This window comes from Coleofasciculus sp. G1-WW12-02, assembly GCF_040219735.1.
In the GTDB taxonomy this organism is placed as follows: domain Bacteria; phylum Cyanobacteriota; class Cyanobacteriia; order Cyanobacteriales; family Coleofasciculaceae; genus Coleofasciculus.
The window spans coordinates 79491-92008 of sequence record NZ_JAVJRX010000009.1 but is presented as its reverse complement, the minus strand read 5'-3'; the positions used below and the strand labels follow the sequence as shown (position 1 = coordinate 92008).

Below are 12518 nucleotides of genomic sequence, written 5' to 3'. Positions count from 1 at the left end.
ATTCTTGCCAACAACTCGTAGGGGCGAAGCATTCTTGCCAACAACTCGTAGGGGCGAAGCATTCTTGCCAACAACTCGTAGGGGCGAAGCATTCTTGCCAACAACTCGTAGGGGCGAAGCATTCTTGCCAACAACTTAGTACGAAGCCCATAAGCTGATTCAAGAATGCTTCGCCCAGAACCCAACCCCAAAGTGACAAAGATGGATCAGATTCTGTTAGCGTCGGAAGCATGTCAAGGAAAGCACACAATATTCAAGCTAACCCGATAAGTTAGGTTTCGTTCCAAAAGCCCAACCTACTTGCATTAACATGCAGCCGTGAGCATCTCGCCCACAATGCTCCCCTCACAATGCGAGATCAGATGGCGAGCAAGATGCTCGCACTAAAGTTAGGCGTCACTTTCGATGTAGATAAACAGAAGTCCCATCACCACCGCAGGCATGAGCCAACAGACGACAGGAATCAGAATCCAGGGTAAAAACGAAGCTGCATAAGAACCGGTCATGTCAAATTGTCCTATCTAAATTTACAAGAGTCCCAAACAAATATTACTCAATTCGTGAACCATAGGGGTTAGTTATTAACCAAACCCCGGAAAATGGCATCCACCGTCTCAAAATTCTCAAGTAGGAAATAGGCAAAGAAAGCGCCACCCATACCTCCAACAAAGAATCCACCCGCAAATTCACTCCAACCTTCAGAGGTTTTGAGCCGTTCTGTACTCGGAGGGCTTTCGGCGGCGTCTTTGAGCGACACTAATCCCCAAGCTGCCATTCCGGCGGTTCCCAGAAGAACTAACACCAAGGCGCCGACTAAGCCGCCCAGGTACCTGGCAGGTTCATAATCCCGTAACGGTCCAAATACAACCCACGGACCAAGCAGGAAGTAACCATGAGCCATGCCAATTTCCAAACCGCGTAGAAACGGGGATAGCCCTTTGCGGTAAGCTGGCAGGTTGCCAATAAACGCTCTGGTAAACGCCGAATCGCTGATTGGAGTCGATAAATGACCCACAAAAGGGTCACCCCCATAAGGTTTTACCATTTCCATATCTCTTGCATCTGCCATTTAGATGTTGCCTCTCAATCTGAATGTTTACAAAAATACCTGACTTAACATTGTACGCAGGGAGGGGTAATCCCATGGCAGAATATGGGAAGACCTTTAAAAAACTTCATCAAATTAGTTATAGGTTAAGGATATAGCACCGCCGTGTCTCCATGGAGTAATCGGCATGAATCATCATCTACGCCCACAGACCAAAACCCCTGACTTCTTGGAGAAATCAGGGATATGACCTGCACAAATGCGGCTCGATGTCAAGACATGAGCTAAAAGTCGGTCGTTCACTATTATTGTAGTATTTTGAAAAAAATAGTAATCTCAAGAGTCAGTAAATGAGACAAATCTTCAATCAACTATACAAAAACCTGAAACGTCTAATACTACCGCTATTGCTGGGCGTTTTAGTCAGCGGATTGGTAGCTACACCTGCCAACGCTATAGGCGTCTACCAAATGCCCAAGGTCAACGCGGGTGAACCAACCTGGGTGATTGATCAAGCCGACGTACTCAGCCGCCTGAGTGAAGGCAAGTTGAGCAAAAGCTTGGAAGACTTAGCCCAGAAAACCGACAAGGAAGTCAGATTTGTGACCATTCGCCGTTTAGACTACGGTGAAACCGCAGACAGCTTTGCCCAAGCCCTATTTGAAAAATGGTATCCGACACCGGAAGCACAAGCCAATCAAACCTTGCTGCTGATTGATACCCTGACCAATAATACTGCCATTGTCACCGGGGAAGCAGTCAAGTCAATTATGCCCGACGACATCGCCGAAAGTGTCGCCTCAGAAACAATGACAGTCCCCTTACGGGATGGTAACAAGTACAATAAGTCTTTTTTAGAGGCTAGCGATCGCTTAGTTGCTGTTCTATCGGGTCAACCTGATCCCGGTCCTCCGGTTGTCGAAGAAACGGTTCAGGTTGAAGGCACATTTACCAGTGCTGAAGAAACTGACACCAAAAACTCGACCATCTGGGTTGTTGTCTTATTGGTTGTCGCTACAGTAGTACCGATGGCAACCTACTTCTTTTATCAGGGCTTCTCTGGCTAAGTTGGTCATTTGTCATTTGTCATTTGCCACTGTTCCCTGTGAGGCGCTAATCTTGGACATACTCCTGTCCAGTAATTAAAGCATACTCAGCCCGCATAAACTCCCGTCCTAAATAAGCCCCATGATCTAACATCGTGACTGGACAGGGCTGGGTTTGCTCAAAAATAGTCACACAAATTTCCTTGGCGGTTCTACCTGTAAATAAGGTAGTATGAGTCCGTTCCACCTTCCCCCGTGCGGGAATCGGTTTACCTGTTTCTGGGTCAACGGCTAAACCGCGATCATCGATCACATTGGTGAAATGTTTGGCACAAATTAACCCCCCATCCCGGTCAAGGTAGATAATAAAATATCCACCAGGATCAAGTTCAATTTCCCGCTTAGACAGTTTGTCATCAATAGTACGCAGGTCTTCTGCTGTTTGGTTCATCTTTTCTTAGCTCAATGTTTCCCTTCTTGAATAGTACCGTGCTTGGACACTTTAAAGCAGGCAGAGGGTAGGAGGCAGAAGACTCAAATGGACAATTGGGACGAAAATTCAGACTCCTGCCAATTATGCTGAGGTTAGTTAGGAAACAAAGAGACTTTCATAAGTCATCATTGCCCGACAAAATCAATCCTGAACCAAAAATTCAATGTCTCGTTTAGTAAATGGTAAGTCGTTATTGATCGCATCGATTTCTTCTTGTTCCATTTCATTCACCTCACCAATATAGTGGCGCAAAATTTGCATCAGGCGTTGATTATAAAATCGGTGCAGACTGTGATTCGGTGTAGCCGGAAATCCTCGCCGTCTCTTGTGGCGTCCCCCTGCGCCCGGATCAAACATATTAATCCCATTCGCGATCGCCCATTCTATGGGGGTGTAATAGCAAGCATCGAAATGTAGGCAATCATACTCCTCAAAACAGCCCCAGTAACGCCCATACAACTGATCGCCCTTATGAATACAAAACGACATTCCCACCGGATGTCGGTCATCATCATCTCGATAAGCCGCCACCAATACCACGCGATGACGATAGTCGGGATACAACTGTTCAAAAAATTTGCGCGTCAGATACTTACTACCCCAAAAAAACTTATCGCAGGTGCTGCTATAGAAGTTATGAATCAGGGGAAATAATGATTTTGGAATATCATCCCCGACTAAAGGAATCAAACGCAGTCCGGCTTGGGTAACCGCTTTACGTTCCCGCTTAATATTACGCCGTTGATTGGCGTTAAAGATACTCAGATAATCATCAAAACTACTAAACCCTTTATTCTGCCAAATATAACTGTGATGCAACCAGCTAGTAAAACCATGGCGTTCCATCACCTGTCGCCATTCAGAGTCAACAAAGAGAAAATGACAGCCGCTAATCCGGTTATTCCCGCAAAAGTGGTCAATAGCACTGATCATAATCTCAGTGAGTTCATCTTCATCTTCTCCAGGTGCGATTAAAAATCGGTAACCGCCTGCTGGGGTAAACGGCGTCATTCCCAATAGCTTTGGATAGTAGCGAACGCCTAAGCGATTGGATAGATCTGCCCATTGGTGATCAAAGACAAATTCTCCATAGCTATGACCTTTAATGTAGAAGGGCGCAGCGGCAATAAGCTGTCGGTTTAGCCATACCGTTAAGTGATTGGGCAACCATCCCGTTTTAGACGTCGCACTTCCCGATGTTTCTAAATTATTCAACCAATCCCATTCTAGAAACGGTGTTTTCAGGGGTTGGGCAAGGGCATCCCAAGCCGCTTGGGGAATATCAGCGATCCGGTTAACCCAGGTAACGGAATAGTCAGTCTGCGGTTGGTAAACCATTGGGAAAATCTATAATTAGGTCTAGGTTGGCAGGGGGTGAACTACTCAGGCTTACTTCGTAGAAGCCTGAGCTTCTGATTTCACAGGGGATTGCGTCAGCTTAGATTTACGCCCAAGCTTCGGTCTCACATCCCCTCCATCAGCAGTAGTCCCAGTCCCTGAGACCAATAAAATTCTGATGCCTTCTGCTCTAATATTTGCTGAAGCATTGCCGTCTCTATCATGGTGAGTGCCACAACTAGGGCAAGTCCATGACCTAACCTCTAAGGGCATCTCGTCTACCTGATAATGGCAGTTTGAGCAGAGTTTAGAACTAGGGAACCATCGGTCAATTTCTACCAGTACCTTACCCTCAACTTCAAGCTTGTACGATAGGAAATTGACGAACATCCCCCAGCCCACATCAGAAATAGATGCAGCTAGTTTGTGGTTACGAACCATGCCCTTGGTATTCAGACTTTCGACTACGATGACTTGGTTTTCGTCAACAAGCTTTCTGGACAGCTTATGCAGGTAGTCTTGACGGACATTACTAACTCGTTCGTGAACCTTAGCTACCAGTTTTCTGGCTTTATTCCTTGAGTTGCTTCCTTTCTCCTTTCTGTCTAATTTCCGTTGTTTCCGCTTTAGATTGCGTTCATGTTTGGCTAAGTGCTTGGGATTAGCATATTTAGAGGTTTTGACCCCATCATTGACAATAGCGAAGTTCTTCAGCCCTAGATCAATCCCAACTACCAAGCCATCGGTGTTAGTCGGCGGGTTATTCCCTTCTACCTCGCTCAAGACGGATGCAAAATACTTGCCCGATGGCGTCATACTTACCGTTACCGTCTTGATTGTTCCCTGAATGGGGCGGTGTATTCTTGCCTTAACTTTTGCCACGCGACCCGGAAACTTAAGACAATCACCTGCAACTTTGACCGATTGAGGATACTGAATGGACTGCTTATTCCTTTTAGCTTTGAACCTTGGATATTTGGCTCTACCATCGAAAAAGTTTTTGTAGGCAGTCACTAGGTTGAGCGTAGTAGCCTGTAACACCTGAGAATAACACTCAGATAACCAACACGTTTCCTCCTGTCTCTTTAGTTTAGGTAAGAGTGCATTCAATGCAGAACGGTTCAAGCCTTTGCCCGTTAACTGGTAAGTTTCAATGCACAAATTGAGTGCATAATTCCACCACCAGCGACTACAGCCAAAGTGTTGAGCTAGTATCACTTGTTGTTCAGTTGTCGGGTACAGCCTTACCTTGACGGCTTGATGTCGCATTGTTTATCACCTCTTCTTACCATAATATACTATTTAGGGTAAGGCTGTCCGGAAGATGGGAAATTGAGGAACGAAATTTCCCACTGTCCATCCTCACCCTACGAGAGTTGAGGGTGAGGACTTCCGTGATCACGTTAAAATGAACGGTGAAGATCGTCATTTGTCATTTGTCATTGGCAAGGGTTGGAGGGGTTATTTACATAAGTTAACATAGTAGAGTTTATTTTGACCCTTCACTTCGCTGATAGGGCATGGTGAGTGAATTTGTCGGGGCGGGTTTAGGGACTAATATTGACTGTTGTTCCCAGCTTGGCGACAAAACCTGCCCTTTATTTAAGAGAGTAGAGACGTTGCCTGCAACGTCTCTACTACTCCCCCATCTCATCCCCTCAACAGGCGATAGTGCACAAATAACTCTTGCTCAATCCTCTCAACCGCCAAAAGTTCTAAACGCCTTGCCAATTGCTCCGAAAATCCAGACCCCTCCACTGGCGTTGGGGCAGCTGCACCTCCTAAAATCAGGGGGCAAACTGTGAACCAGAGTTCATCGATTAAATCAGCAGCGAGTAGAGACGCCACTAATTCACCCCCCCCTAAGACGGCAAGCCTTTGGATTCCCAATTGGTTTAGCTGTTGATAAGCGTCATGCCAATTCATCCCATCACTAGAGGTGTTCACCACCAAAATTCGCTCAAAATAATCTGACTCATCCTGCCATGATGTAGCACCGGCTGGTGTCGTCAACAGCCAACGTGGCACGTTTTGGCGAAAAAAGCGTAATTGCGGATCGAATTGAGCTAGACGGGAGCAAACAATCTGCACAGGTTGGATGGGTAAGCCCCGTTGTTGACGCTGTTGCCGTAAGTTGGGATTTGAGACACTCCGAGTGGTTTCATAAGCCCGGAGAGTCCCTGCACCGAACAAAACACCATCCGCTAATGCCACCTGGTTTTCCAGATGGGCTTGATCCGCAGGCGATGAGAATCGAGCAGGCGATCGCGTCATATCCGCAATCTTACCATCAGCACTCATTGCTAAAACAACGGTAGTATGGGGTCGATTGATGGCAGATGTTTCCGGCATAGTTGTCTGGGGCAAAAAACAACAATGGTGACTATTTTGGCGCAATTGACCCAACTATTGTCTGAATATCTGCAACTAAATCAGAACAATCGAAAGAAGTTTTGAATAGTTCTAGGATAGATATAAGGGGTTTTCATGGAGACTCGGTGACTCGTAAACTGTATTAACGATTACTTTTTCTTTTGCGTTTTCTTCTTATCACACCAGCACATCTTATGGCTAAGCCAGGTCAATCCTCCTTTCGTCGTGTTCTGCTGTCACGCCTGTTGTTACTCAGCGTACCAGTGTTGCTCTTGGGAGTTTATGTGACCTACACAAAAGCACGCTCAACGCTTCTCGACACAGCACGTCAAAATTTAACCGAAAGTGCTGTGAGAAAAGGGGACAGCATTCAAGAGGCGATTTCAGCGTTAAAAGCCAACCTGCTGACTGCTAGCCAAGCCATAGTCCTTCAATCTCAGTCATCGACAGCCTATCAACAATTTGTCAATCAACTGGCGCAACAACTACCAACTCCGATCAATTGCGTGCAGTTGAGTGATATCCAGACTCAAGATATCGTTAGCAGTACCTGTGACGAACCGTTACTCGTCACTCAGCCAGTGGTATCGCAATGGTCTAGACAGCAAGGTGAGGTCTCTTCAGATCCGTCTCAAATTAAGGTAACAGTGCTACTTCCCCCAGCACCCTCAACCCCCCCCCAAAAGCAAGCCGAAGCCATCTCAGCCAAAACTCAACTCCCCATTCTGTTGAGTGCGCCCGTTTATAACTCCGATGGTCAACTTCAATATGCTTTGAGTATTCGCTCAACCTTACTCCAGTCCAAATATATCCAGCCCGGTTCACTGTCTGGCGAACCCGTGGTAATTACGCAATCAGGTAAGATTCTGGTGCATCCCATCCCCAAGCAAGTGGGACGCAATATCAACGAACAACTCGATTCCCCAAGATTTCAAAGTCTGGTCGAAGACGCGATCGCAGGTCGTGAGTCCTTTATCCATCTTGCCTTGGAAAAGGACGCTCAGGAATTCCTCGCTGGCTACACCGCGATTAAAAGTCCGATTAGCGACCAATCCGACCAACAATGGATTATTCTCGCCGTTACTCCCTTAAAGAGTGCGTTGGTCGGTCTTCAGGATATCCGCCAAGTTCTGTTTATCCTCACCTGTGGCTTAATTGCTGCCAGTATTTTAGCCACGATTTATATTGCCCGCGATTTAGCCCGTCCCTTAGAAAAGCTCAGAGATTGCGCCCTCCATGAATCCCAGCTTCACTCTAACTATCGCATTCCTCATACCTTCAAAATTCGGGAAATTAACCAATTAGCCGAAGCCCTTGATGCCATGTTTGAGCGCCTCAAACATTGGGCGGAAGAACTTGAAGCCGCCTGGAAAGAAGCCCAAGCCGCCAACCAGCTTAAGAATGAGTTTCTTGCCACGACATCCCACGAACTGAGAACTCCCCTCAATGGTATTATTGGTTCCCTGCGACTGGTCAAAGATGGTTTCTGTGATGACCGCGAGGAAGAACTAGACTTTTTACAACGAGCCGATGATGCTGCCATTCACCTGTTGAAAATTATCAACGATATTTTGGATCTGGCAAAGCTTGAGTCGGGTAAACTCTCGGTTGAAATTGAACTTATCGATCTGCGTCAACTACTTGATGAAGTGATTCACTTGCAGGCAGTACCGATTCAAGTGAAGGGTATCGATTTCCATACAAAAGACTTACATGAAAAACTTCCAGTCCGCGCCGATCCCGCTAAACTTAAGCAAGTCCTGATCAATGTTATTGGTAATTCCGAAAAATTTACCGATTCGGGCAGCATTACAGTCAGTACGCGGATTGAACCAGCCAGTGAAAAGACCCAGCCATTAGTAAGTGCTGATGATTCTACCTCTATTGCTCGCGTCTCCAATACTCCCAGCAATGGGCAAGTCACTAAAGCTCAGGGAACTGGAGAGTTGCTTTCCCAAGTTGTTGTAACGGTTAAAGATACGGGAATTGGCATCGATCCCGTGCAACAGTCTAAACTTTTTCGTCCCTTTGTCATGGTAGATGGGTCAACCACACGCAAGTACGGTGGTACAGGTCTCGGTCTGGCTATTTCCCGCAACTTGATCGAATTGATGGGGGGGACAATTACTCTCTTTAGTGCTGGAGAAGGTCAGGGAACGACGGTAAACATTAGCTTACCCCTTGTCCAAACAACAGGAAAGGATACAGAAGCTAAACAGGATAATGAGCAACCCGCACAGCTATCAACAGACTTGTCTAAACCTCAGGAGTCAATTGGCGAGATTAACGGAAAAGTTACAACCGATTAATTTATCAACTTAGGATTACCTACGGGATTGACAGCGCCGGAAGAACTATCCCATGTCTCATATTGAAAGGAAACATTTCAAATGATTGCTCAACCCCAACCTCAATTAATGACTCCTCAGGAGTATCTGGAATGGGAAGAACAACAGCCCATAAAGTACGACTATATTAATGGGGAAGTTTTTGCGATGACAGGGGGAACCCTTCCCCATAACTCCATTGCCGTAAATCTGACATCTGCACTCAAAAATCACCTGCGGGGTAAAGGCTGTAAAGTCTTTATGGCAGATGCCAAAGTAGGAGTTTCGCTTCAGGGACCATTTCACTATCCAGATGTGATGGTTAGTTGCGATCTGCGAGATCAAAGATCGCGTAAAATTATCTATCATCCCTGTTTACTGGTAGAAGTCCTGTCTCCAGGTACAGAAGCTTTTGATCGCGGCAAGAAATTTAGGCATTATCGTCGGATTGATACCTTAAAAGAATATGTTCTGATTGAGCCAGACAAAATGAACGTGGAATCCTATCGACTCAATGAGAAAGGAAAATGGGAACTCACGTCTTATTCATTTGAAGAAACAACGGCTAACGGCACAGAACTAGAGGTGTATTTAACTAGCGTTGATTTCCGATGTCCTATTTCTTTGCTGTATGAAGATGTTGTCTTTCCTGAAGATAATCCAGAAGAAACTTAAGCTACCTTGCTTGAGCGCGATGGGAGGTCAAGTTGACGGCTCACATAGCTGGGGAACCTTAATCGGCTCTCCCCCCTGTTGGAGAGACTGGGATAGACAACTGAGGATATTGACCAATTGAGCCGCTACCCAGCCTGAAGACTCTGAGACAGGTTGATTACCGCGCACACTCTGCAAAAACCGATCGCACACCACCGCCAAAGGTTCGCTCCCCTTGATTTCTATGACTTCACGCCGTAAACCCGCAGGCGTAAAAACATCTCCACTTTGCTCAAAATACCCATGCTGAAGCGTCAGAGGCGTATCATTTTGCATCTCATCAAAAATCAACGTTCCTTGACTCCCCACTACCCCCAAACGCCGTTGTTTATCCGGGTTGAGCCAACATAAGTGAATATATGCCTGAAAACCAGTCGGGTACGTCAAAATAATGTAAACAAAATCTGCTAAATCTTGCTCACTAAGAAGGGCAGGTTTAGTTACGTTAGAGGTTTGCAGCGAAACTTTATCAGTCAAAGGAGCCCCTACAGCCGTGTCCCTTGCTCCTTCTTGACGTTGTAACCACACTCGTCCCGTGGCTTGAACTTGCACAGGTTGCTCACCTAACCAGGTATTGAAGATCGCGATATCATGAATCGCTAAATCCCACAGCGCGTCTACATCCTGACGCACCGGTCCTAGATTAGTCCGAGCAGCATAGCCATAGCGCAATTCTCCTAAACACCCCGATTGCACCACCGCTTTGCCCTGCTCAACAGCCGGATGAAATAAATAGGTATGATCCACCATCAATTGGCGCTGCTGTTGACGGGCTAAATCAGACAACTGTTGGCATTCAGCCGCATCGAGGGTCAAGGGCTTTTCTGCAAGGACATGGAAACCTTGCTGTAGGGCGTCTTGAATCAGGGAATAATGAGTCACAGCCGGAGTCGCGATCACAACCGCATCACACTCTATTTGGGAACGTATCGACTGCCAATTGTCTGTTAGAACCACATTGTTATTCAGTTTCAACCGTTCTTTAAGCTGAGTTAAGCGTTCCTCAGAGGAATCAACTACTGCTACCAGTTGGGCATCCGGATGTGACGCGAAATTCCGCACCAAATGTGTACCCCATCGTCCTGCTCCCAATACGGCAATTTTAATCTTCATAGAAATTTTGAGTTTTGAGTTTTTCGGGGTGGGTTTCACTATGAGCGTTTTTTCACCCTGATGTCACGATGACTAATGACTAATGACTAATGACTAATGACTTTAGCAAAAGCATCTTTAGCGGCGGCTTGTTCTGCCGCTTTTTTAGAGCGCCCTTTTCCTTCACCCAATTGCTGACCTTGAAACCAAACTTGGGCAGTAAAACGATTCTCATTTACCTCAACGGTATTGGTTTCGGTAAGGCGATATTCGGGTAAACGTTTATAGTGAGCTTGAGTCCATTCTTGGAGAGCATCTTTATAGTTTTGGCGGGCGGGATCTTTAAGAATTTCTTCAGTTAATCGCTGAAAATGAGGATCAAGCCAAGGGCGAATTAATTCTAAGGTGTGGGTACTTAAATAGAGTGCGCCTAACATCGCTTCAAAGGCATCAGCCCGTCGTGAAGTCTCACCCATTTTATCAGCCGCCGCGCTGGGAGCTAGGAGCAAGTATCGCTCCAGTCCGTACTCTTGAGCCAATTGAGCCAAGACGCGATCGCTCACTAACACGGAACGAATTGCCGCAAAGTCACCGACTTTAGCCTTGGGATAGGTTTCAAATAATAACTCTGAGGCAGCAATTCGCACCACAGCATCCCCGACAAATTCCAACTGATCATAGTTCACATCGGCGGACATACTGGGGTGAGTCAGCGCCAAGTCGATTAGATACCATTGAACAGGTGCATTGTCAAGTAATCCGAGCTTTTGCACTAATTTTTGCAGTTGTTTGTGTCGTCTGGGGTCAATGGTCATAATTCATTTATGACTTGTGTTCAAGGGCGGGTTTAGTTAAGTTATTGGTTTTTGTCAAACGTTATCAGTGAAAAGAGCCCCTACAATAGACTGATGACTAGAAGGGAGAGAGTCGGACGTAAGCCGGGTTCTGTTCTCCTAGCTAACTACTAGGAGGGTGGTTATCTATCTGGGACGTCTGTTACCAGACGCCTCTAGCGGCTCTTTAAGCAGGAACTGGTAAAAGACCAACCGTAGTTCCTAACGACCTTGCACCCAACCGGGGTTTACCGAGCCAGCACCTCTCGATGCTGCTGGTGCGCTCTTACCGCACCTTTGCACCCTTACCAATTTGTCAATTGTCCTTTGTCTTATGTGCTTTTTTATAGACATTAAGACTAGTGACTCATGACAAATTGGCGGTATGTTTCTGTGGCACTATCCTCACGGTTACCCGCACTGGGCGTTACCCAGCAAGTTTGGTCTTTCGGGAGCCCGGACTTTCCTCAGATTCACCGTTAGGGTGAATCCGCAACCACCTGCGCCGACTCTCTCCTTGTTATCTATTTTAACCGCTGTGGGCTATTTATTGAAGCAGATAACCGTAATTATTTGGGTTGCAAGGCGAGGGCTAGTGCTTTTTGCCAAGACAGATTTTTGGCAATGAACTGACAGCGTAGGTTGCAGGAACGTCCACCTACATTTGCCTCCGATATTTTCAAGAATAAGCGCAAGTAAAAATAGTCGGTTTTGTCAGCTGCTGCTTGCAGCTTTTTGGGATCAAAAAGGGGGGAACCGATCTTTTCATCGCTGATCTCTTCTTTTAGAGTTTGACCGGGAAGAATCGTACTTGGTGACTGAGCGGCTGCCTCATTTTTGCCGGGAATCACGCGAATAACTCGTCGTATCCGTTTATCGAAATCACTAATAAAGCACTGTTTCCAATCAATTTCAACGAAAACATCTTTAGATTTATTTTCAATACTCATGCATAATCGGTGCAGTTCATCCAATTCGTATTTCTCAGCAAATGAAAATTTTACGTTCAGAATATCCTGTAGCTTATTGGCGGATAATTCCTTATTGAGATAGGCGGAATCAGTTTCAAAGTTTACGAGCTTATCTAGGGATTGAAAGGCTCGGTTAAAAACTAAGGCGACTACAATAAAATAAATTGTTAATACCAATACATTTCTGGCAACTTCGGTAGCTAAATCCATAAAATTTTCATCCCTAATTAATACACAACAGGCAACCAACTCGTGAAAAGTTATTAGTCAACAGTTAACGGAT

General features: G+C 45.9%; 13 protein-coding genes and 1 other RNA gene. 3 read left to right on the top strand and 11 right to left on the bottom strand.

Annotation, left to right across the window (positions count from 1 at the left end):
- Positions 1-389: 389 nt before the first annotated feature.
- Together RID09_RS01280 and RID09_RS01275 are read right to left on the bottom strand one after the other, a co-directional pair.
- Positions 390-506: a photosystem I reaction center subunit VIII gene (locus RID09_RS01280; protein WP_446334143.1), complete on the bottom strand. Its 117-nt coding sequence runs from the start codon at positions 504-506 to the stop codon at positions 390-392.
- Positions 507-574: 68 nt separating this feature from the next.
- Positions 575-1069, bottom strand: a complete 495-nt coding sequence (locus tag RID09_RS01275; RefSeq protein WP_446334142.1) for a photosystem I reaction center protein subunit XI — start codon at positions 1067-1069, stop codon at positions 575-577.
- 329 nt (positions 1070-1398) lie between these two features.
- On the opposite strand from RID09_RS01275, the gene psb32 reads away from it, so the two are divergent.
- Positions 1399-2115: a photosystem II repair protein Psb32 gene (gene psb32 / locus RID09_RS01270; protein WP_446334141.1), complete on the top strand. Its 717-nt coding sequence runs from the start codon at positions 1399-1401 to the stop codon at positions 2113-2115.
- A 46-nt stretch (positions 2116-2161) separates the two neighbouring features.
- On the opposite strand, the gene RID09_RS01265 is transcribed toward psb32, so the two are convergent.
- From RID09_RS01265 to RID09_RS01245, 5 genes are all read right to left on the bottom strand, one after another.
- Positions 2162-2545, bottom strand: coding sequence for a DUF4346 domain-containing protein (locus RID09_RS01265; RefSeq protein ID WP_446334140.1), 384 nt, complete (start codon positions 2543-2545; stop codon positions 2162-2164).
- 183 nt (positions 2546-2728) lie between these two features.
- Positions 2729-3925: a GNAT family N-acetyltransferase gene (locus RID09_RS01260; RefSeq protein WP_446334139.1), complete on the bottom strand. Its 1197-nt coding sequence runs from the start codon at positions 3923-3925 to the stop codon at positions 2729-2731.
- Between the two features lie 51 nt (positions 3926-3976).
- Positions 3977-5194, bottom strand: coding sequence for an RNA-guided endonuclease InsQ/TnpB family protein (locus tag RID09_RS01255; protein WP_446334138.1), 1218 nt, complete (start codon positions 5192-5194; stop codon positions 3977-3979).
- 16 nt (positions 5195-5210) lie between these two features.
- The gene (locus RID09_RS01250) at positions 5211-5354 is read right to left on the bottom strand and encodes a hypothetical protein (RefSeq protein WP_446334137.1); all 144 of its coding nucleotides are present in this window, start codon (positions 5352-5354) and stop codon (positions 5211-5213) included.
- Between the two features lie 221 nt (positions 5355-5575).
- Positions 5576-6277, bottom strand: a complete 702-nt coding sequence (locus RID09_RS01245; RefSeq protein ID WP_446334136.1) for a RibD family protein — start codon at positions 6275-6277, stop codon at positions 5576-5578.
- A 215-nt stretch (positions 6278-6492) separates the two neighbouring features.
- Between RID09_RS01245 and RID09_RS01240 the strand changes: the two genes are divergently transcribed.
- Together RID09_RS01240 and RID09_RS01235 are read left to right on the top strand one after the other, a co-directional pair.
- Positions 6493-8607, top strand: coding sequence for an ATP-binding protein (locus RID09_RS01240; protein WP_446334135.1), 2115 nt, complete (start codon positions 6493-6495; stop codon positions 8605-8607).
- Between the two features lie 81 nt (positions 8608-8688).
- A complete protein-coding gene (locus RID09_RS01235; protein WP_446334134.1) occupies positions 8689-9300 on the top strand; it encodes a Uma2 family endonuclease in 612 nt (203 codons plus the stop codon).
- Positions 9301-9327: 27 nt separating this feature from the next.
- Here the strand turns inward: RID09_RS01235 and RID09_RS01230 are convergent, their stop codons facing one another.
- The 4 genes from RID09_RS01230 to RID09_RS01215 form a co-directional block, all read right to left on the bottom strand.
- Positions 9328-10452 (bottom strand): Gfo/Idh/MocA family protein, encoded by a 1125-nt coding sequence (locus RID09_RS01230; protein ID WP_446334133.1) that lies wholly within the window; start codon positions 10450-10452, stop codon positions 9328-9330.
- Between the two features lie 86 nt (positions 10453-10538).
- Positions 10539-11246 (bottom strand): ribonuclease III, encoded by a 708-nt coding sequence (gene rnc / locus RID09_RS01225; RefSeq protein ID WP_446334132.1) that lies wholly within the window; start codon positions 11244-11246, stop codon positions 10539-10541.
- Positions 11247-11349: 103 nt separating this feature from the next.
- An RNA gene (gene rnpB / locus RID09_RS01220) (RNase P RNA component class A) lies at positions 11350-11778 on the bottom strand.
- A gap of 55 nt (positions 11779-11833) precedes the next feature.
- On the bottom strand, positions 11834-12445 hold the full coding sequence (locus tag RID09_RS01215; protein ID WP_446334131.1) for a hypothetical protein: 612 nt from the start codon (positions 12443-12445) through the stop codon (positions 11834-11836).
- Positions 12446-12518 lie beyond the last annotated feature (73 nt).

Excerpts from the sequence above, each read along its gene's own strand:
- RID09_RS01240 (WP_446334135.1), top strand. The coding sequence starts at position 6,493 with ATGGCTAAGCCAGGTCAATCCTCCTTTCGTCGTGTTCTGCTGTCACGC.
- RID09_RS01265 (WP_446334140.1), bottom strand. The coding sequence starts at position 2,545 with ATGAACCAAACAGCAGAAGACCTGCGTACTATTGATGACAAACTGTCT.
- RID09_RS01260 (WP_446334139.1), bottom strand. The coding sequence starts at position 3,925 with ATGGTTTACCAACCGCAGACTGACTATTCCGTTACCTGGGTTAACCGG.
- RID09_RS01275 (WP_446334142.1), bottom strand. The coding sequence starts at position 1,069 with ATGGCAGATGCAAGAGATATGGAAATGGTAAAACCTTATGGGGGTGAC.
- RID09_RS01255 (WP_446334138.1), bottom strand. The coding sequence starts at position 5,194 with ATGCGACATCAAGCCGTCAAGGTAAGGCTGTACCCGACAACTGAACAA.
- RID09_RS01235 (WP_446334134.1), top strand. The coding sequence starts at position 8,689 with ATGATTGCTCAACCCCAACCTCAATTAATGACTCCTCAGGAGTATCTG.
- RID09_RS01280 (WP_446334143.1), bottom strand. The coding sequence starts at position 506 with ATGACCGGTTCTTATGCAGCTTCGTTTTTACCCTGGATTCTGATTCCT.
- RID09_RS01245 (WP_446334136.1), bottom strand. The coding sequence starts at position 6,277 with ATGCCGGAAACATCTGCCATCAATCGACCCCATACTACCGTTGTTTTA.
- RID09_RS01250 (WP_446334137.1), bottom strand. The coding sequence starts at position 5,354 with ATGACGATCTTCACCGTTCATTTTAACGTGATCACGGAAGTCCTCACC.
- psb32 (WP_446334141.1), top strand. The coding sequence starts at position 1,399 with ATGAGACAAATCTTCAATCAACTATACAAAAACCTGAAACGTCTAATA.
- rnc (WP_446334132.1), bottom strand. The coding sequence starts at position 11,246 with ATGACCATTGACCCCAGACGACACAAACAACTGCAAAAATTAGTGCAA.
- RID09_RS01230 (WP_446334133.1), bottom strand. The coding sequence starts at position 10,452 with ATGAAGATTAAAATTGCCGTATTGGGAGCAGGACGATGGGGTACACAT.
- RID09_RS01215 (WP_446334131.1), bottom strand. The coding sequence starts at position 12,445 with ATGGATTTAGCTACCGAAGTTGCCAGAAATGTATTGGTATTAACAATT.